Origin of the sequence: Methylomonas stagni, assembly GCF_050154735.1 — a bacterium.
GTDB lineage: Bacteria > Pseudomonadota > Gammaproteobacteria > Methylococcales > Methylomonadaceae > Methylomonas > Methylomonas koyamae_A.
Window position 1 is genome coordinate 1,790,138 of the sequence record NZ_CP189557.1, and the last position, 20,742, is coordinate 1,810,879.

Below are 20,742 nucleotides of genomic sequence, written 5' to 3' on the forward strand. Positions count from 1 at the left end.
GCGACCGATAGTATTCGAGCGGCGGTTAAGCCTTGCGCCGCTCGCTTTTACACTACCGCTTCAGTTCGATGTGCAACGCGGCCTCGTGCACAACGCAACCAGTTTACGCCCGTCCCGCGCCGTCACGCCGCCGTCGTAATCCAGATCCCTGGGATCGCCGGGCGCGACCGCGGCACTTTTCCCGGCCAACAACCGCTTTAAGTCGTCCTTATCGACGTCGTCGTCACCGTCCAGATCGCCGGCGCGCAATTCGTCGTTATCCAAAACGCCGTCGTTGTCGCGGTCTATACCGATGCGTTCGCCGGAACCTGGCGGCACGCAGGTGTAGGTAAGCTCGCCGCCGGTTAACCCCGCCGACGCGCGCAAGTCCTGATCGCCGACGTCGCCGATCCCTTGTGCCGACGCTCTAAACTTACCGCCACCAACATACCAAAACCCGCTGTAGCGATTTTTCGCGACCAGATCGCAATGCTCGGCATCAGCCTGCGCCTTCAACAGGTCGATTCTCGCGGCAACCGCTTCGGTGCTTGCGGCACTCAAGGTTACTTGCTGGCCGACAATCGGAAACAAATTACTGTCGAACGCGAACAAAAACGCTTCGACGTTACGCCGCTCGGTATTTCCGTCCGCGCCGAAACCGAAACCACCGGGGTTTCCGATCGGAATACCGGCCAAGTAACGTTCGATTGGGGTTCGAGCGTCGTTCGGATCGGGTTCCGCCGAGAAAAACGATTTGGAAAATATCTGCGCGCTCATGAAGCGAAACAAGGTATCGACGCTGCCGTCGGGTCCGAAGCCGAAACCGCGAATCTGCGATCCCATATTGCCGATATTGCCCTTGGGTAAAAAGTAATTGGACTCGGTGGTCGTCGATTGCGACGCCAGCCCGAACATACCGACCTTCTGATACATATTGCGCAAGTGCGGAATTTTGAAGATTTGCAGCACGTGATCGAAACTGTAATGGCCGTCCGTTCCGAAAAAGCCCGGTTTGCTGACGTCGGCATACTCGGCGTTGCCTTCTCGATCGAGTACATGACAACCGTTACAGGAAAAGAAGCTATCCGAAGGCAGGGCCTTGAAATAAAAGTCTCGACCCGCCGACTGCTGAGCGGTCAAGCTGTCGTCCAAATTGCGTATCGGATTGGGCGGATAGGTAATCTCCATGACGAAATCGGCGAATTTTTGCATTTGTTCGTCGCCTAACATCGCATTTCGCCCAACCAATCCGGGAAAGGCGACATTAAATTTTCGAAACGCCGCGTCTTCGTCGAACGAACCGCCATTGGGTTGGACATTGGGACCGGAATTCGGCAAGGCATTGGCATCGTTACCGCCGGTGCGGTCTCCGCGCCAATGCAAGGCACCGTGGTTATCCATGCCCCGCAAGCTTTGGGTGGACATCGGTCCCTTCATAGGCCGAAAATGCGGATTGTATTCATGGCCCAATACGCGGGCGGCCACCTCGGGGGTACTGCGGAACGGGCCGGTATTTTCGCCTTGATCGCCATCCGGATCGCCCAGATCCCAGGCCAAGCTATCGAAGTCGCCGAATACATGGCAACTGGCGCACGCCGAATCACCGTGGCTGGAACTACGCGCCGCATCGTACAGGAAGGGCCGGCCTTCGACGATATGCTTGGGTTCAGGATTGAACATTGCCGCATGCTTGACCTCCCGGCCGCTGACGGCGTCTATTACCGAAATCGAATTATCAAATCGCGTCAACACGTACAACAAGCCTCTCGCTTCGTCGAGCGCCAGTCCGCTGGGCCCGCCGCCGCTGACCGGAATCTGCGCCGCGCTGCTGGGAACGAAACTGTCATTTTCCAATTCCTCGGTGTTGTAACGCGCGATTTCGCTGGTTCCAAACGCGGCTACGTATAGCGTCTTACCGTCGCCGGTAATTGCCATGTCCAGCGGTAGCGCCACGCTGTCGGCGTTTTCCCGATTCGGAATCGGCTCGCAACATTGGCTGTAATCGATATGCTTGTTCAGATGCCGGGGCGCCACGGTGGGATTGCCCCCCAGCACGGTGATGCGATTTTCGCTGAAATGTCCGCGTACGGTTTGACCGTTACTGTAACCGCCGGCACCCTCGAAGCGGTTATGGTTCAACGCTTCGGTGTTGGTCACATAGACTTTGCCACTAGCGGGATTGACCAGCATGTTGAACAACACGGTACCGACACCGCTGTAGACCTTATCCGTCCGCAATACCGGCGGATTGGCGGCGGCGTCGATCGCGAACACGTCGCGGTCGGGCAACGAGAACGGCACCATGTCATCCCATTGTTGCCCCAATTCGTCTAGCCAATGGCTACCGTCGTATTTGACGATCAAGCCCGATTTGGGTTGAGCTTCTCCTGCGTGATTGGTGGCCGGTCCGGGATAAACCCGATTGAATGGCGGCGCGACGCCGCGTTCGACGACAGCATCGTTCAGCGTCATCGTGGCGTTACCGGTGTGAAAGCCGGCGGCGTAAACCGTTTTGCCGTCGGGCGTCACCGCTAGCGCACGCGGCGTGTCGGTGAATAAGGTCAGCACCGTCAAAGGCGGTCCGTTCATCGCGTCGCCTAGCTGTCCGGCATCGAACACCCACACATCGGCTCGGCCCACGCCAGGTACCGACAACTGCGGATCGACGCCGGTATTCTGTCCGCGGTGAGCGCTAGTGACGAAAGCCTTACCGCTGGCAAATACAATGTCACGCGGCTCGTCGCCCACCTGTAGGGTTCGAGTGACACGACCGCCGCCGTTATCATCCAGGCTGACGATACTGATGCTATCCGACAAATGGTTAACCACCCAGACTTCCTTGTCGTTTCTAACTGCCAATGCGACAGGCTCCAAACCCACCGGTACCGACCCGACGGGCGTCAGTCGCTGATCGCCTACTTTAAAAATTTCCAGGCGATTATCCGGCGTATTCAAGGCAAACAACCGGCCTCGGTCTGCCGATAATGCCAACGGTCGTACCTGTCCGCTTTCGAACAACGTGAAATTGCTTTTACTCCCCGCCGAGACCGTGGTCGGTAAGCCTAACGCGCTTATCGAAATAAGACAGTACGCTAGGGCGTAGTTAATTCGTCTAAACATTTTGTTTACCTCGTGTTAGCTTGCATGAAATTGGCGCTCCGTCATGGAGCGCCGAATCACCGCTGGGGAATAGGCCGCGACAGCCTCCGATTTGAACCGTTCGCGGCCAATGCGGCTTGTGAAACGGCTCGGCTTCCGAGCGCAAGGGCTCACCCGCGCGCTCGGAACCGCTATTGACCTTAGCGCCAGAGCCTTCGTTAAGCCGAACGGCGCGATTTGAACAACAAACCCAGGCCAGCCGCCATCAGCACGAAGGCCGGCGGTACAGGTACCGCGGTGACCGTTAGCGGCGTCGTACTAGCGGCTAAGGCGTCGCCGTCCGCGTCGCCCAACGCGTTGACCGCCAAACTAAGCGTCGTATCACCTGCTTGCAGAATGTTGAAATGCAAAACCGCCAACGTGAAATTGTCAGCTTGCCAAGCGTTCAAGTCGGCCGGATCGTCGAGCGATAATTCAAACACATTCAATTTTCCAGCTTCGGCTAAAGCCGCCGATTGCGGATTGACTCCTAGAGCGAACGCATCCAATTGATCGCCTAACCCCGCATCGCCGAAATCGGCCGATACATAGGCGAGGTGTGCCGTATCGAACAAGACGTCGAAATCGTAAGCGCCCAAGGCTGGCGCCGCGCCGTCGCTCAATCCGGATATCGCGACGCCGACGCTAAGTTCGGCCGCGCTTTGCGAGACTGGCAATAGTGAAAGCTCGATCGCGGCGTTCGCGGCGGCGGCGGCCGACAACAACATCGCTCCGGCTAAAATCTGTCTAAACCCATGTGTCATCGAATGGTCTCCTTGAAGTAAGTTGAAAAAAGTTTACTCGAGCGCGCAACGCGGCCGAGTGCAAGATAACGCCAATTTGCGAGCATCCAATACGTTGACGGCGCCGTTGCGATCAATGTCGGCCGGATCGGCGTCCACCACGCGGCGATTGCGTTTAGCGATGACGAAATTGACGTCGGCTTGATCGACATCGCGGTCGCCGTCCAGATCGCCCGCCACCGTGATCGTCTCGCAAACGTCCGGAATGTGATTGGTATTGGTATCGCCGACGCGGCGCTCGGCGACGTCGGCGACGTCGGACCAGCCGTTGGCGTTGCAGTCCGGAAATACCTTCAGGTAGTAAACATCCTGTTCGCCGTTGTAGGTTGCGGTGTAGGCGACGCTAGCGCCGTCGGCACGGGAAACCAGCGTGGTGGCATCGCCGATTTTCAGCGAACCGTGCGGCGAGGCGATCGTCGTATCGAAACTCTGGCTGACGGCTTGATTCTTGGACCAGGTCGAGCCGCCGTCCCACGAGTAGCTGTAATAGAGTTGCGAAACCCGGTAGCTATTGCTGTCGCGAGTGTCGTACCAAACCGCGTCGATACGGCCGTTCGGCGCAACTCCCATCATTCCGAACCAGTTCCAATGATTCGCCGCTGGCGTATCGTCGTTGACCCGAATCGGTGCCGACCAGGTTTCGCCGCCGTCGCTGCTGCGGATAAAGTTAACGTCCAAGTTGTCCGGTCCCGACGGATCGACGGTGGCGAGCACGTACAATTCGCCTTGCCGGGCGCCGATTGCGGAGTTGACCGCCATTTGCACGTCGCCGACCGGCCCGTATTGATTCGGGTTTTGTCTGAACAAAAACAGCGGCGCCAAGCCGCCCATATCGATCTCGCGTACTTCGAACGTCGGCTTTTGGTTCGCATCGCCGGCATTCGTCGATTTGACGAAAATATGCTTGTGCAGATTGCGATCCATGTTTTCTTCGTCGAAGTACGGGTATTCCAAACGCCCGGCCATATATAAGGTACCGTCGCCACCAACCCGCATCGTGCCGAAGGTCGGATTCTCCGGCAGTTCGATCGGCGCTTCGAAACTGGCGGCGCGGTCCAGCGAACGGCTAAAACATTTGCCGTCTAGGCAGTCGCGCCAGTTCAGATAGACGTGCCCGTCTCCGGGGCCGCCGCTACGATCGACCGCTAGCTGTGCCTTATCGCCGCCTTCGCCATGAGCGTGGACCGGCGCCTCCCAACCGCGGCCACCGTCCAGCGATTTAATCACCTGAATGTCTTGAACAAAGGTGTAGGTCGGATCGAAATGCAGACTTTGGAAATAAAAATGGCCGAACGCGTCGACATCCAAGGTCGGATTGCTGCGTCCCTCGCCCGGGGTGATAGCGCCGCTAAAATGCCAACTCGCCCCGCCATCGGCCGAGTAGGCCCAACCGGCTTGACGAAACGACGACGCCACCGAGTCGAATTGCCGCCAAGCCGCGACAAGGTTGGTGGGATCGAGTGGATTGATCGCCAGCGCGGGCTCGTTAGCCGCGTCGCCGACAATATTATTGCCGTCCGAATCGACGTTGATTTGTATGCTGGCGTAGGCACCGAATCGGTGTGGCGCGTTCGCCGCGACCGCATTCGAGCCGGCCGCCGCGATCCACGCCGCGCTACTTAACCACGCCATCGCGGAAACGCGCGTCATAGATGGCGCCTCCGCATGCCAATGCGCGCCAAACCGCCCAAACCTGAAACAAATAGCCAAATCGAGGCCGGAACCGGTACCACCGAAGTATGCAAACTGATATTTCCGACGATAGCATCGCGGGTGCCGAACAAATGGTCATAGCCTTCGCCCAAACCCAGTTCGCCGCTCAAATCCAGCGAACCGTCGTGAATATCCAGCACGACATTGAACAAATTATAGGATTGGGAGCGAAACGACACATGATTGTACAAGGACCATGCGGAACGGCCGGATGCGCCATCCATATTGGCGGCGTCGTATTCCAGCGCGTAGTCGCCGGATAAAATGCGATTGAATTCTGATCCTGTATCGACCCGGAACCGAAACACGCCGGATAAACCAATGACGCCGGTAACGGTCGAGGCGAAATTGGCCGGATCGAATTCGATCGTGGTCGGTTTTGCGTGGCGCCCGGTCAGATTGGCGACATGCGTGCCGTTCACTGAAAACGTCAGGTTCTTAGCCGGAATTTCGGCGACGCCCGGCACGATATGATCTTCGAGAATTTGCGTGGCGGTGCGGCTATTCGCGGCCGGGGCGTCGAAAAATTCCTCCAAGTACATCGAAGGCGCGGCGGTCGCGTCAATCGCGATTGCGTCGGCGAGCGCGTCTCGATCGAGATTCACCACCATGGTACCGCCGGAAACCGTGGCGGCGGAAACAGGCGGCGATAACGCGGCCAGCAGTGCCGCGGCAACGAGCGCGCGCGACCCTATCATTTGAATATGCATAAATTTGCCAGAGGAAGTCATTTCCGTTGAGAGCCGATGCGCAAAATACCCGAACGACTTAGTCGTCCGGATATTCGGCCGGGTCAAGGTTGCCGGTTACGCGGCGATCGGTGCCGACTTGCGACGCCGCGATGCCAGCACGCCGAACAGACCGCTACCGAACAACCACGCGGCGGCCGGCAATGGAACGGCGGCGGGAACCGGCGAAATCAGACTGAAGGTGCCGGCCATGCCGGCGGAATTGGAACCGTCGCCACCGAATAAAAAGGCCGATGTGTTGGGCGACCACCAGAGCTCGCCGGTAAAGGCCAGGCTATCGCCGTCGGTGGTAATACTGATATTACGGGTGTCGAAGGTATTGGAAGCAAAACTGACGTTGTTGGTTAAGGTCCAACCGGTGTTGGTGCCGTTGTTTCGCGCGGCGATATAAGAGAATTTGTAGTCGCCGGACAGCAGCGTGCCGGTAAAGCTACCGCGCGTCATATACACGCCATCCAAACCGACCTGACCGCTCGCGGTCAAGCTGGAGGCGTTCAGCAGATGGTCTTGATCGGACGCCCAAGTCAACGTCGTCGCTTGATTACTGCGCCCGCTGCCGCCGATATAACCGGTCGGTATCCCGGTGCCCGCCAAACTGCTTGGATTCACGTCGTAACTTAATATGTTCGGCGCCGGATAGGTATTCGTCGGAGTCGCGACCATATCGTTCGCGGTCAAGGTGTCGGCCACCGCCTTATCGAAAAAATTGGCGACGTAGTAAGAGGTAATCGAACCTTCTCCCAAGTTCAAGCCGGCCAATAAGTCGTTTGGGTCGTTGAATGCGATATTGAACACACCGCCGTTCAAGGTACCGGCGTTGGCTAGATTGGTCGCCGCAAGCGCCGCCGCGGCAAACCAGGTTTTTCCTAAGGTCATTTTTTTGATCCATGAAATTGCATATTTAATTCCTATAGGCTTGAAAGATAGATTTTCGGTAGCCGATTCGAACGCTTCGAACCGACGCTTACTCTCGTTCGAGAGGCAACCCGGCTGTCTTGAACCAAGACCCAAGGCTTTCCGGCTCCGTCTTGCGGCGGATGTGGCAAATTTACCGTCGATACCGCACCTTAAACTCGGCTCGACTCTCGCGGCCTATCCTGATCCGCTCTTGCCGGCACGCTGTCCAGAAGCTGATTCCGAAAGTAATTTCCGGTGCGGCGAACAGACTCAAGCAGTTAGTGTGCCAGCCATACCTCGCTAAAACCGGGAAACGGTGACCGGCTGTCGGTGGCGCTATTGGAGTCCAGAACCGAGTCATCACTGCTAAAACCGGGGTACACAGAGAATCTGAACATCGTCGACTGCGGTCGACGGGGCGCATGAAAAGCAAACGGACAAACCCATTCGCCTATTTTTTGCTGAGTGATTTCACTCAATTAATCTCAACTATAGATAAGCTAAGTTATTGAAACAAAATTAAAATTAATATTCCTACCGCAAATGCCCAATGCACTTCGCGGCGTATAACATAATTTATTAAATTTAAGATTAATTGATGCCTAAAACCGGACTGACGCCGGAAAACATCGTTTCAGCGGGACCGGCGAAACGAGGGTGCCGCAAAGAGTGGGAAAGTTATTTGCCGTAAATCAAGGCTTGCGGCTGGCGTTCCAGCCCCTCGGCCAAGTCTTTGAGCGAACGCGAGGCGTTGCGCACTTCCAGCAAGGCCTGGTTCAGCGGCGCATCGGCGTCGGCCAGCGTCTCGACCGCATTCAGCGCGTGCCGCGATTCCTGCAGAACCTGGGTCGCGGCGGCCAGGCTTTGTTCGGCGGCGCGCAACACCGGCAGCAATTCCCGGTTGAAATCCCGCAGCGTGGCGCGGGTGTCGGTTAGCGCGCCGTTGGCGTTGCTCAGCAAGGGTTCGGTTTGCCGGTTCAGCGTCGCCATCAACTTTTGGGTTTCCTGTAAGGACTTCGCCAAGGCGGTCATCGATTGCCTGGTGTTATCCGACTGCAACAGATTGCGGATTTCGGTCAAGGTATCGGACAGATTTTTCAGGGTTTCCTCGACCGGCAATTGCTTGGCCCGATTGATGATTTCGTCGGCGGTGTTGCGGATTTCGTCGACCGTAGTCGGCACGCTGGGCAATTCCGGCAAATTTTTATAATCCAGTTTGACCAGATTGATCGGCTTGTCGCTGTAGAAATTCAAATCGACATACAGCAAGCCGGTCAGCAAGCTCTGGGTTTCCAATCGCGCCTTCAAGCCGGCTTCTATCATCCGTTGCGCTGCTTCCTGTTGCTGCTTTTTGGTGTGGCCGTGGCTCTCTTCGCCCGAGGTATTGCGCAGCAAGGCCGGGTCGATTTCAATGACCACCGGTTTGTAGATTCGGTCGGTGTCGGTTTCCATCACCAACGAAATCTCGCTAACGTTGCCGATCTGCACGCCCTGCAGCTTAACCGGCGCGCCGACGTTCAAGCCGTTCAAGGCCGAGTCGAAGAAGATCACGAAGCGATTTTTGTCCTTAAAATAATCGCCGCCGCCGAAAATCATCACGCCCATCGTCAACAAAGTCAGCGCACCGGTCAAAAACAAACCGATCGCCAATGGATTGGCTTGCTTGCTCACAGGCTACTCCGATTACGGCCACCGGCTTGCCGGGATACCGAGGCATCGCCGCGCGTCAGGAAACGCACGATATTGGGATCTTTGGATTCCGCCAACAATTGCTTGGGCGGACCGCCGGCAATCATCGTATGGGTTTCGGCATCGAGAAACACCGAATTGTTGCCGATCAGGAAAATACTATCCAAGTCGTGGGTGACCACGACAACGGTCGCCGACAAGGCTTGGCTCAAACTAAGGATCAGGTCGTCGAGCAATTTGGCGGTAATCGGGTCCAGGCCGGCCGACGGCTCGTCGAAAAACAAAATTTCCGGGTCCAGGGCCATGGCTCTAGCCAAACCGGCGCGTTTTTGCATGCCCCCGCTCAACTCGGACGGATAATAATCCTCGAAACCGGCCAAGCCCACTAGTGCCAACTTGTACGACACGATGTCGCGGACCTTCCGGGCCGGCAGGCTGGTCGCCTCGGTAATCGGCAGCGCCACGTTTTCGGCCAACGTCATCGAACTGAGCAAGGCGCCGCTCTGAAACAACACACCGGTGCGCTGCAGAATGCGCTGGCGACCGGCCGGATCGGCGGCCCACAAGGCTTGATCGCCGTAGAATACGTCACCGGCGGCCGGCGCCTTCAGGCCTATCATGTGCCGCAATAGCGTGGTCTTGCCGCAGCCGTTGCCGCCCATCACGACAAACACGTCGCCGCGATTGATCGTGAAATTCAGGTTGCGCTGAATCACGAAATCGCCGTAGGTCATCGTCAAATCCTTGATCGTGATGCAGGCATCGGCCATCGCTAAATTCCCAGGCGATTACAGATTATCGTCATCACCGAGTCGGCGACCACGATGAATACGATCGCAGTCACCACCGCCGAGGTTCCGGCATCGCCGACCGCCGACGCGCTTCGGCCGCATTGCATGCCGCGCATGCAGCCGGACAAGGCAATCAAAATTCCGAACACCGAGCATTTGACGAAACCGATGATAAAGTCCTTCATCTTGACCGCGCTGGCGGTGCGGTCCAGATATTCGGTCAACGACACGTCGAAAAAATTCACGGTGACCAAGCCGCCGCCGACGATACCCATCAAATCGGCATACAAGCAGAGCAAAGGCATGATGATAATCAAGGCCAGCATTCTGGGTAGTACCAGAAAAGCCATCGGGTCCAGATTCATCGTTTTCAATGCGTCGATTTCGCTATTGACGTGCATCGTGCCGATCTGCGCCGCATAGGCGGCGCCGGTGCGGCCGGACATGATAATCGCGGTCATCAGCCCGCCCATTTCGCGGGTCATGCCCAGACTGACCAGATTGGCAATGTAGATTTGCGCGCCGAACAGCGACAACTGCACCGCGCCGACGAAGGCCAGAATCAAACCGACCAACAGACTGATCAACGTGACGATGGGCAGGGCCGACGGGCCGCATTCCTGGATATACAACCACAAATCCTGACGGCGGAAATGCGCCTGACCACGCACGGCGGCCAAGGTGCTAAGCGTCATGTCGCCGACGAAGATCAGCATCTCCTTGGCATGCCGGACCGCGGCGGCGGTTTCGGCGCTCAGCGCCTCGCTCCAGCGCATTTTCCGGGTAACGCGTTGGGCGTCCAGGCGTTCCGGCACCGCGTAAACCAGCGCCAACAAACCTTGCAACGGTGCCGGCAGCGTAGCTTTATCGACCGCCAACCGTTTTCCGGTCGCGCAGTCGATAATTTTGATCAACTCGGTCACCAGCAGGCTGTCCCAGCGGCCCAGCTCGGCCGTCGCGAAACACAATCGCTGGCCGGCTTCTAACGCCTTGACCCGCGCCAAGATCGGCTCGATGTCGGCCGAATCGGACTGCAACAGCCAATCGCCGACGAAGGCGACTTCCAAGCCCGCCGACGTTACGTTCGCGGCGATCGAGGGCGGCCGTGAAGCAGCGGCGTTGACCGGCGGAATAGCGGGTGCGGTTGTCACCGAGACGAGGGATGCCTTAACCGATTAAAACGGGATATCGTCGTCGAAATCGTCGTAAGACGCCGGCGCCGATTGCGGACCGGACGACGAAGACGGCGCTGAAGGACGCTGATCGTAACTGCTCGGCGGCGGCGTATTGTTATCGGAATAATTAGCGGTTCCGCCGCTGCGGCTACCGAGCATGTTCATCGATTCGGCGACGATTTCGGTGGTGTAACGATCCTGGCCGTCCTGCCCCTGCCATTTCTGGGTACGAATCCGGCCCTCGACATAAACCTGGCTGCCTTTTTTCAAATACTCGCCGGCGGTTTTTGCCAGGCCGGAGAAGAACACGACCCGATGCCATTCGGTCTCTTCCTTGCGGTCGCCGGAATTGCGATCCTTCCAGCGGCGGGTGGTGGCTAATCGTATCGTGGTAATGGCATCGCCGCTCGGCATATAACGCACCTCCGGGTCGGCCCCGAGATTTCCGATCAGCATGACTTTATTCAGCATGGTTTTCTCCGTAAAAAAACTAAGCAGCGGCTCAACGCCATTGCTGTAAAAATTGGTTCAAATCGTCCTTGTTCAGGCGCTGACTATCGACTTTCAGATAGGCGGCTTGTTCCTCGAAATGCAGACGAACTTCCTCGACACCGACGATGTTCAGCAGTTGTTTGGAAAATTCGCCGCTTTGCTCCGGCGACACGTTTTTCAATGGCAACAGCAAATTGGCCCAATAGCGCGGCGGCGACATGAACCAGGCAATCGCTATCCAACTGGCGGCGATGCCGGCCGAGAACAAGAATACCGAGGCCGGGCCGAATTCGCCGTACAGCCAGCCGCCGGCCGCGCCGCCTAAAAAGGCGCCGATGAATTGGGCACTGGAATAAATGCCCATTGCCGTGCCCTTTAAATCGCCGGGCGCGGTTTTGGAAATCAGCGACGGCAAGGTCGCTTCCAACAAATTGAACCCGCAGAAAAAGATCCACAAACAAGCGATCAAGCCGATCAACTCGCCGTGCAGCAGCACAAAGCCGAGATTCGCCACCAGCAAGGTCGAAATGGCCGTCAGAAACACGCCCTTCATCTTGCGCTTTTTCTCGGCGATGATGACAAACGGAATGATGCCGGCCATCGACGTGACCAACACCGGCAAATACACCAGCCAATGCTTGCCACCTTCCAGGCCGGCGTCGCGCATCAACAAAGGCACGACCACGAAGCTGGCCATCAAAATCAAATGCAACGCGAAGATGCCGTAATTCAAACGCAGCAAATCCGGGTTGGTAATCACCGAACTCAGCTCGGACGGAATGTATTCGGCGTCGCGGTGCGTGGTGATTTTTTCCGGGTTGGGAACGACGAACAGCACCACCAGAATCGCGAGCGCCGCCAACAGCGCGATTATCCAAAAAATACCGGCGATGCCCCAATGGTCGGCGATGATGGGTCCGGCCGTGATCGCCACACCGAAGGAAATGCCGATACTGGCACCTATCGTCGCCATCGCCTTGGTGCGGTGTACCTCTTGAGTCAAATCGGCCAACAAAGCCATCACCGCCGCCGACACCGCGCCGCAGCCCTGCAAGGCCCGGCCGATCAACACGCCGTAAATATCGGTCGCCAGCGCGGCCACCACACTGCCGGCCACGAACAGCAACAATCCGACGACAATGATGGTCTTGCGGCTGAAGCGGTCGGACAACAAACCGAATGGGATTTGCAGAATCGCCTGGCTCAAACCGTAAATGCCCATCGTCAAACCGACCAATTTCGGCGTCGAACCGGGCATTTGCTCGGTGAACAACGACAGCACCGGCAGCAGCATGAACAAACCCAGCATCCTCAGCGCGTAGATACTGGCCAGCGAGACGGTCGCCCGTTTCTCCATGGCCGTCATCGGACTGGTAATATCCTGAACCTGTGTCAAACCCAACTCCTCTTCGCGCGGTGTCCTAAAGCCGCTTATGGTATCAGGTTACGCGGCGCTCAGGAATGCAAGGACGGTGCTCGCGGCCCAAATCCGGCGCGATCAGCCGACCGCCGCCGGGCCGGAACAGCAAGATCCGATTATGGGCCGGCATTGCCGCATATTCGACTATCGCCGACTCGGCGGTCCATTGGTCATCCTTGATCCCAGAAAGAGCCGTTGGCGCGTGTTGCGGGCCGTTGGTGAGAGAGCGACATATAACACCCCAAACCAGCCACCCATTCCGATTGAAAACCACCGCCGGTTTCAATCCAATTCGGTCGGGAACTCCAATGACAAAATCACCACTGGCGCCGACGACTAAAGACGCTTCCCAGTCGCTACCTTCCAATGCGACAGCGATGGCATGCATATTCCAGTCACGATTAATTCTACTTTGTCAGATTGAAGCAACGCCGTCATGCCCGCCGGGATGCGAGTATCCAGTGCCATGGATGGCAAGCTTGGATCCGTCCGTGGGGTCTGGATTTCGGCAATCCCCGCCGAAATGACGAGCACTACCGAGAATCTGACAAAGTAGAATTAATGACTCCCCTTAAACTCGACAAGATGCCCCCTCTCTCGGTCGCTAGTGGCGCATAAAGCAATTAGCCTATACTGGAACCAACGTTCTATAACCCAGAAACTTTAGTGGGTATGATTTGGAGTCTTTTGTGAGCACCGTTAAAGGACCAAAACTCGCTATCATCGGCGGTTCAGCGGGGTCATTGAGGGCTATCAAAGAACTATTCCGAGATGTCGGCGCGGAGACCGAGGTTGCTTTTGTGCTGATTCAGCATCGCAGCCCGGATCACAAGAGCATGCTGGCCTCGCTCCTGTCCGTCTGGACACATCTTCCGGCAATAGAGATCAAGGAAGGCATGCAACTTGAAGCGGGCCGAATTCATGTCGCGGCTGCCGGCATGTCGCTCAGTTTCAGCGATGGCATACTACACTTGACCTCGCCCGCATCGCCCGATGAACGATTCCATCCGATCGACGAATTCTGTCAAGCGGTTGTTGAGCAGAACAGCATGGATTTGGCGCTCGTCGTGTTATCCGGTACCGGCGTCGATGGCACCAAAGGGGGGACAGCGATCAAACAAGCGGGTGGAATTGTCCTCGTCCAAGACCCGGTGGATGCTGACTTTAACGGCATGCCGACCAGTGCCATTCTGTCGGGGATAGCCGACCAGATCATGCCCGTAATCGACATCGCGACCGTCTTGCAGGCATGGGCTAGCAAGCCAAGTACTCCGCCGGTCGTTGCCGATCCCAGGCCAGAGCCGGAAGAGGATATTATTCATCGCATTCTTAGCAAGGTCCGTGATCGCTGGGGCAATGACATGAGTGGCTACAAACCCGCCACTATCCGGCGCCGCATTGCCCGGCGCATGGCTTCGGTGCGAATCCAAGATGTTTCCTCCTATCTCACCCTGCTAGACCGGCAAGCCGAGGAAATTGATCGGTTGGCCCAAGATCTGCTCATCGGTGTCACGGAGTTTTTTCGCGATCCGGAGGCCTTCCACATCCTTGCAGAGGAGGTGGTTCCCGCCATCTGCCAAGCCAAAACGTCGAATGATCCGGTCCGAATATGGGTGGCCGGATGCTCCACTGGCGAAGAAGCCTATTCAATAGCCATACTTTTCTTTGAGTGGTTTGCCGCCCATGCACAGCCGCCGCTGATCCAGATATTTGCAACCGACATCGACGAAACGGCCCTCGCGGCAGCCCGCAACGGCAGTTTCCCCAAGACGGCCTGAGCGGCCTAAGCCCGGCCCAGATCGAGCAATTCTTCGACAGCAGCAAGGACGGTTATCGGATCAAGAAAGGCGTGCGCGAATCCATCGTCTTCGCCTCGCACAACTTGATTGCCGACCCGCCGTTCTCCAAACTCGACTTGGTCATCTGCCGCAACGTCCTGATCTACCTAAATGCCGAGGTCCAAAAGAAGCTCTTGGCGCTGTTCCATTTCGTGCTGAATCCGGAAGGCTACCTTTTTCTGGGCAGCTCGGAGAGCATCGGCCATCAGCCCGCTTATTTCCGCTCAGTATCAAAGCCTTGGCGTATCTATCGCAACCTTGTCTCCGAGAGCGATACTCGCAAGGCGCCCCAGTTGCCGATTGCCGGCGCCGCCTCTCCGCGCCGCGGCTTCCCTTCCCTGCGGGAAGCCAGGAGTGGAGCTAACCCGTGGGGAGATACCCAATATTACCGCAGCCTGTTGGACCGGTTCGGTACAGTCCAATTGCTGATCAATGGTAACAATGAAGTCCTCTTCACGTCCGGGAACACGGCCTCTTATCTCGGCGTGCCGGTCGGTGAGCCTTCCCTCGAGATATTCAAGCTGGTACGCCCATCTTTGGTCACGATACTGCGTTCCGCGATCGGTCGAGCCAGAGAGCAACACGACAAGGTCGCGGTCACTATCGATCCCGCCGAGGGGGATGCCCTGATACGAATCGAGGTTACACCACTGGAGCAGACGGAAGCTGACGAGGTCCTGCTGATTGCGTTGAGCCCGCAGGAAAGAACCGAACAAAATACCGTGGTTCAAACCGGCAGCGCCGGCGAAACCTGGATTACCCAGCAGTTGGACCGGGAATTGAATACGGTGCGTGAGGATTTGCACCGCACCATCGAACAATCTTGGCATTCCAGCGAAGAACTCAAGACCGCCAACGAAGAAGTGATGGCGATGAACGAGGAACTGCAGTCGGCCAATGAAGAACTGGAAAGTTCCAAGGAAGAGCTGCAATCCCTAAATGAGGAGTTGTCGACGACCAATGCGCTGCTGGATGGCAAAGTCTCCGAACTCGAGACCGTTAATGCCGATCTCGGCAACCTCTTGAATAACAGCGATACGCCCACGTTGCTGCTCGACAAGGCATTGCGTATCCGCCGTTTCACGCCCGCCTGCGCGCAACTGATGCGTGTGATTCCGGGCGACTTGGGCCGCCACCTCGACGACATCGTCCGCCACTTCGACGATCCGGAACTAGCGCGGGATTGCCTGCTGATCATGCAAGGGGGCATTGCGCCCGAAGTGGAAGTTCGTAGTACCGCGGGGCGTTGGTATTTGCGCAAGGTCCTGCCCTACAGAAACCTCGATGGCCGGATTGTCGGCGTCGTTCTTACTCTGCCCGACATTACCTCCGTTCGACAGGCCAACGAGGAGATACGCCAATCGGAAGCGCGGCTGCGCGAGAGCGAAGGTCGCTACCGTCAGGTGACCGAATCCTTACCGCAACTGGTCTGGACCTGCAGGCCGGATGGTCCCTGCGATTATCTAAGCCCGCAGTGGCTGACCTATACCGGCACGAGCGAGGCCGAACAACTGGGCTATGGCTGGCTAAATCAGCTCCATCCCGATGATCGTCAACTAGCCATGGACCATTGGCTGGCAACCGCCGCACACGGTCTGCCGTTCGAGATCGAGTTCCGTATCCGCCGGCATGACGGTCAGTATCGCTGGTTCAAAACCGTCGCCCAGCCGGTCAGAAACGATGCCGGCGACATCGTTAAATGGTTTGGTTCCAATACCGACATCGAGAACCTCAAACAAGCCGAGGCAGCCCTGCGCGAACGGGAACACCGGCTGGACTCTATCGTTAGATACTCGCCTTCGGTCCTATCGCTCAAACACCCGGACGGCCGCTACGCCCTGGCCAACCCCAACCTGCAACGCATTCACCATCTGAGTGAGGCGCAGATCATCGGCAAGACTGACTTCGACTTATACCCGGAGGCGACCGCCCGGGTCCTCCAGGCCCACGACCAGCTGGTTCTGGAGAGCATGGCCCGCCACTCCATAGAGGAAAGCGTACCGGTGGACGGTGTACCGCGCATCTACTTATCCCACATCTTCCCGATCCTCGACGACGCGGGCCGGGCCGAATACATCTGCCGCATCGCCCTCGACATCACCGATCGCAAACGTGCGGAAACTGAGCTGCGCGAGAGCGAAAGCCGCTACCGGCAAGTGACCGAATCCTTACCGCAGCTGGTCTGGACCTGCACACCCGACGGCACGTGCGATTACTTGAGCCCGCAATGGGTAGCCTATACCGGCCTGAGCCAGGCCGAACAACTGACCTATGGCTGGCTCGATCAGATCCACCCGGATGACCGCCAGCGGACTATCGATGGTTGGATGGCGACTGCAGCTCAAGGCCTACCGTTCGAGATCGAGTACCGCATCCGGCGGCATGACGGCGAATATCGCTGGTTCAAATCCCTCGCGCAGGCTGTCAGGAATGATGCCGGGGAAATCATCAAATGGTTCGGCTCCAGTACCGACATCGAGAGCCAAAAGCAAGCTGAAGACATTCTACGGACCAGCGAGGCAGCGCTGGCCAGTCTCAATCAACGTTTGGAGGAACAAGTCGAGCGGCGTACCCGAGCACTGAATGAAGCCCAACGCATCGGTAAGATTGGGAGCTGGACGCTGGACCTGGCGACCGACAAGGTAGCCTGGTCGCCGGAACTTTACCGGATGTTCGAGATAGAGCCGTCGGCCGAAGCACCCGACTATTCCAGACAGGCAGCCATCTTTACCTCGGACAGCTGGGAGCGGTTGAACGAAGCATTGCATCGGACCCGCGAGACCGGCGAAGCGTACGAACTTGAGCTGCAAACTCAACGCGCGGATGGCAGTCGGGGTTGGGTATTTGCCTGTGGCGAGTTGGTAAAAGACGACAGTGGAGCCGCCATCGGCCTGCAAGGCGTGGCGATGGACATCACCACGCGCAAGAACGCTGAATCAAAATTGGCGGCAAGCGAGCACCAACTGCGCATTTTATTTACAGACTCACCCGACGCCTACCTCATCATGGAACTCGACGGCGGCAAGATCGCGGACTGTAATAAAGCCGCCGAGAAGATGCTGAGAGGCACAAGAGCCGAGATTATCGGCCTGACACCGGATCAAGTGTCACCGCCGCAACAGCCTGATGGCCGTACCTCTCGGGAATCGGTTCCCGAAAAAATCAAAAAGACGCTCGAGCAAGAATACAACCGGTTTGAATGGGTACACCGCCGCTTTGATGGCGAAGACTTCTGGGCCGAGATTACCGTTTCGCCTATCGATTATTCGGGCCGCAAGGCCTTGATGGTGGCGTGGCGTGACATTAGTCAACGGAAACAACTCGAATTGGCGCTGCAGCAACAGCAGCAGGCTTTGAAAAGCGCCAACGAAAATCTGCAACTGCTCAATTCAATGGTGGAGGATAGTGCCGACCCCTTTTATGTTGTGGATGCCGACGATGGTTTTCGCCTGATCTTTGCCAACAAGGCTGCCTGTAAACATTATGGATTTCCCAAACAGCAACTTCTGACGATGCGAGTCCCGGATTGGGATCCGGATGTTAGTTCGGAAAAACTCCAAGAAGTCCTCAACGAGATCAAAACCGCGGAGCATTTAACGATCCAGACCCGCCATCGCGTTGCCACCGGCGAACTGATACCGGTGGAGGTCTCTATCAATCTTCTTCAGGGAGACGGCCGGCAGTACTTATATGGTTATTTCTTCGACATTCGTAAACGTCTGGCCTTGCAGGAAGCCCTGAACCAGGCCAAAGAGTCCGCCGAACAAACCGCTCTAGCCAAATCCGAATTTCTCGCCAACATGAGCCACGAGATCAGGACGCCGTTGAACGGTGTGCTGGGCCTGGCCCAGATCGGCTACCGCGATAATGCCGGCCGTCCCAAAGTGCAGGAGACGTTTGGGCGCATCCTCGACTCGGGCAAACTGCTGCTGACCGTCATCAATGATATCCTCGATTTTTCCAAAATTGAGGCCGGTAAGCTCGATATCGAAACCGTGCCCTTCGACCCGGCGGAAGTCGTGGCAGAAGCTATCCAGTCCTTTGCTACCGTGGCTTCCAGCAAAGGCCTCAAGCTATCGGTAGAGAAGATTGATCTGCCCGTTCGCTGCCTGGGCGATCCGACACGCATTTCTCAAATTCTCCTCAACTTGCTGTCCAACGCCGTCAAATTCACCGAGCAAGGTGAAATCAGCCTCTCAGCTTGGCGGGATAGCGGTGACTGGGTATTTGCGATTCGCGATACCGGCATCGGCATTCAGCCGGAAACGATCGCCCGCTTGTTCCAGCCCTTCGAACAGGCAGACAGCAGCACGACCCGCAAATTCGGCGGAACCGGCCTCGGCCTGGTCATCAGTCGCCGTCTGGCAGAATTGATGGGCGGCTCGTTGACCGTGGAGAGTACGCCTGGAATCGGTAGCACCTTTACCTTGCGGCTAACGCTGCCAGAAACCGAACTCCCCATGACCGTTAGCCCTCTGGCAATAACGGGAACCCGGCGATTGACCGGTTTGCGGCTGCTGGTGGCTGAGGATACCGAAATCAACCGAGTCGTCATCGAAGGTATGCTCTTGGACGAAGGCGCGGAACTGCTGATAGTCGAGCATGGGCAGGCGGCTGTCGATGCAGTTGCGCAGGCGACCCGGCCGTTCGATGCCGTGCTTATGGACGTGCAGATGCCTGTCATGGATGGACTGGAAGCCACACGACGAATCAAGACTATCCGTCCCAACCTGCCGGTAATCGGTCAGACGGCCCACGCAATGAAGGTAGAACACGACAATTGCTTGGCTGCCGGGATGGTGGCTACCGTGACCAAACCCATCGCTATCGACCAACTGGTGGAAACCATCCTGGCACAGGTTAACGGCGCTTCCGCTTCGACATGCCCGAAGGCAGCAGAGTCAGTCCTCGAACGAGGCATTGAAGATCCGCCGAGTTTGATTGACTGGTCGGCTTTACATACAAACTTCAGCAAATACCCCAATTTGGTCGGGCGTATCGTTCAATTATTTCTCGACGCCCATACCAGTACCTCGGCGCAATTGCGCTACCTGGCGGCGGATGGAAATTATGTCGCCATCGAATCTCTGGCCCACGAACTCAAGAGCGAAGCCGGTAACCTACAGGCCAATGCCGTCATGCAGGTCGCAATTGAATTGACGACGATGGCTCGCAAACAGAAGGAGGAGGCTTTTGGTCTGGCTCGGCGGCTAGCCGAGATGATCGAGCAGATGCTGAAAGAATTGCGCGACTGGAAAACTCACAATGACCATTTTAATTAATCGGTTGTGCTTGGTTTATTAGATTCCGAATGGTCGCTTTACGGACTTACAGTTCGCGGAATCCGGATTCGGTTGACTAGCGGGTTAGGAGAAACGTAACAGGCGGCTAAGGGTCGTTTGCGTCAATTCGCCATTCCCAAACGCCGTCATTCACTGCCGGCGTAAAGGCATCGGAATCGATGGCCGAATTTGGATTGGAACCGGCGACCGCTTCGCGACCGGAATGCCTGGCGGTGTTGAAGCTCGCGTAGGGCGCATTAGTGGTAGCGTCATGCGCCGAATGATTAAAGACCAACATACGGCGCAATACGGCTACGCCTATTGACGCCCTACGATTGCACCTTACGGCCTTGCTTGACCCAATCGCAGTAACTACGTTCGGTATGCAAGGAATAATGTTTCAACCGCATCACGCGACACACAGTCCAATAAGCTTGGCAATTTGGTGCTTGACACAAAACACCTACCTGATAAAGTCAGCGGCGAATTTAATACGCAGGCAAGGTTGCCTGAATTGGCCGCCAATATCAAGTTATCGAGGCAAACATGCCCACTTTTACGGATACGCAGGCAAAAGTGCCTGAAAAGGCGGGGAATATCAGGTTATACGGGCAGATTTGCCTAATAATCAATAGTTAAATGCGGGGCCAATCTCGAAAGGCTTGGAAAGCAATTAATTTATCGTAAAGAAATAGCAAATAATGGCTGAAGAAATCATGAAAATATGTTATTACCTGGAGGAAAAACCTTGCAGGTTAACATGCGTTCAACCAGAC

General features: G+C 56.7%; 12 protein-coding genes, 1 pseudogene and 1 riboswitch. Of the genes and pseudogenes, 2 read left to right on the top strand and 11 right to left on the bottom strand.

The genetic code is table 11. From position 1 onward, the window contains the following. Window positions 1-60: 60 nt before the first annotated feature. From ACP4CD_RS08395 to ACP4CD_RS08445, 11 genes are all read right to left on the bottom strand, one after another. The gene (locus ACP4CD_RS08395; RefSeq protein WP_426994223.1) at window positions 61-3,099 is read right to left on the bottom strand and encodes a YncE family protein; all 3,039 of its coding nucleotides are present in this window, start codon (window positions 3,097-3,099) and stop codon (window positions 61-63) included. Between the two features lie 197 nt (window positions 3,100-3,296). Next, window positions 3,297-3,881 carry a cohesin domain-containing protein gene (locus ACP4CD_RS08400; RefSeq protein WP_426994224.1) on the bottom strand — a complete coding sequence of 195 codons (585 nt, stop codon included), beginning with the start codon at window positions 3,879-3,881 and terminating at the stop codon, window positions 3,297-3,299. A gap of 33 nt (window positions 3,882-3,914) precedes the next feature. Beyond that, window positions 3,915-5,570, bottom strand: a complete 1,656-nt coding sequence (locus ACP4CD_RS08405) for a hypothetical protein (RefSeq protein ID WP_071159858.1) — start codon at window positions 5,568-5,570, stop codon at window positions 3,915-3,917. Next, entirely contained in the window at window positions 5,567-6,343 is a 777-nt protein-coding gene (locus tag ACP4CD_RS08410) for a VPLPA-CTERM sorting domain-containing protein (RefSeq protein WP_426994225.1), read from the bottom strand. The genes ACP4CD_RS08405 and ACP4CD_RS08410 overlap by 4 nt, the downstream gene beginning before the upstream one ends. Window positions 6,344-6,439: 96 nt before the next feature. Next, window positions 6,440-7,258 carry a PEP-CTERM sorting domain-containing protein gene (locus tag ACP4CD_RS08415; protein ID WP_064030872.1) on the bottom strand — a complete coding sequence of 273 codons (819 nt, stop codon included), beginning with the start codon at window positions 7,256-7,258 and terminating at the stop codon, window positions 6,440-6,442. A gap of 101 nt (window positions 7,259-7,359) precedes the next feature. Beyond that, window positions 7,360-7,436: riboswitch (cyclic di-GMP riboswitch) on the bottom strand. 521 nt (window positions 7,437-7,957) lie between these two features. Beyond that, window positions 7,958-8,950, bottom strand: coding sequence for an MlaD family protein (locus ACP4CD_RS08420; protein ID WP_064030873.1), 993 nt, complete (start codon window positions 8,948-8,950; stop codon window positions 7,958-7,960). Next, on the bottom strand, window positions 8,947-9,738 hold the full coding sequence (locus ACP4CD_RS08425) for an ABC transporter ATP-binding protein (protein WP_426994226.1): 792 nt from the start codon (window positions 9,736-9,738) through the stop codon (window positions 8,947-8,949). The genes ACP4CD_RS08420 and ACP4CD_RS08425 overlap by 4 nt, the downstream gene beginning before the upstream one ends. 2 nt (window positions 9,739-9,740) lie before the next feature. Continuing rightward, window positions 9,741-10,910, bottom strand: coding sequence for an MlaE family ABC transporter permease (locus tag ACP4CD_RS08430; protein WP_426994227.1), 1,170 nt, complete (start codon window positions 10,908-10,910; stop codon window positions 9,741-9,743). 24 nt (window positions 10,911-10,934) lie between these two features. Next, the gene (gene ssb, locus ACP4CD_RS08435) at window positions 10,935-11,405 is read right to left on the bottom strand and encodes a single-stranded DNA-binding protein (RefSeq protein ID WP_064030875.1); all 471 of its coding nucleotides are present in this window, start codon (window positions 11,403-11,405) and stop codon (window positions 10,935-10,937) included. Between the two features lie 31 nt (window positions 11,406-11,436). Next, on the bottom strand, window positions 11,437-12,822 hold the full coding sequence (locus tag ACP4CD_RS08440) for an MFS transporter (RefSeq protein ID WP_426994228.1): 1,386 nt from the start codon (window positions 12,820-12,822) through the stop codon (window positions 11,437-11,439). A gap of 43 nt (window positions 12,823-12,865) precedes the next feature. Further along, a complete protein-coding gene (locus ACP4CD_RS08445) occupies window positions 12,866-13,213 on the bottom strand; it encodes a hypothetical protein (RefSeq protein WP_426994229.1) in 348 nt (115 codons plus the stop codon). A gap of 322 nt (window positions 13,214-13,535) precedes the next feature. Between ACP4CD_RS08445 and ACP4CD_RS08450 the strand changes: the two are divergent. Beyond that, window positions 13,536-14,869, top strand: a pseudogene (locus tag ACP4CD_RS08450) (CheR family methyltransferase); the annotation flags it as partial. A gap of 687 nt (window positions 14,870-15,556) precedes the next feature. Next, entirely contained in the window at window positions 15,557-19,966 is a 4,410-nt protein-coding gene (locus ACP4CD_RS08455; protein ID WP_426994664.1) for a PAS domain S-box protein, read from the top strand. Window positions 19,967-20,742 lie beyond the last annotated feature (776 nt).

Coding starts and splice junctions, on each gene's coding strand:
- ACP4CD_RS08395 (WP_426994223.1), bottom strand. CDS start 3,099: ATGTTTAGACGAATTAACTACGCCCTAGCGTACTGTCTTATTTCGATA.
- ACP4CD_RS08400 (WP_426994224.1), bottom strand. CDS start 3,881: ATGACACATGGGTTTAGACAGATTTTAGCCGGAGCGATGTTGTTGTCG.
- ACP4CD_RS08405 (WP_071159858.1), bottom strand. CDS start 5,570: ATGACGCGCGTTTCCGCGATGGCGTGGTTAAGTAGCGCGGCGTGGATC.
- ACP4CD_RS08410 (WP_426994225.1), bottom strand. CDS start 6,343: ATGCATATTCAAATGATAGGGTCGCGCGCGCTCGTTGCCGCGGCACTG.
- ACP4CD_RS08415 (WP_064030872.1), bottom strand. CDS start 7,258: ATGACCTTAGGAAAAACCTGGTTTGCCGCGGCGGCGCTTGCGGCGACC.
- ACP4CD_RS08425 (WP_426994226.1), bottom strand. CDS start 9,738: ATGGCCGATGCCTGCATCACGATCAAGGATTTGACGATGACCTACGGC.
- ssb (WP_064030875.1), bottom strand. CDS start 11,405: ATGCTGAATAAAGTCATGCTGATCGGAAATCTCGGGGCCGACCCGGAG.
- ACP4CD_RS08455 (WP_426994664.1), top strand. CDS start 15,557: ATGAACGAGGAACTGCAGTCGGCCAATGAAGAACTGGAAAGTTCCAAG.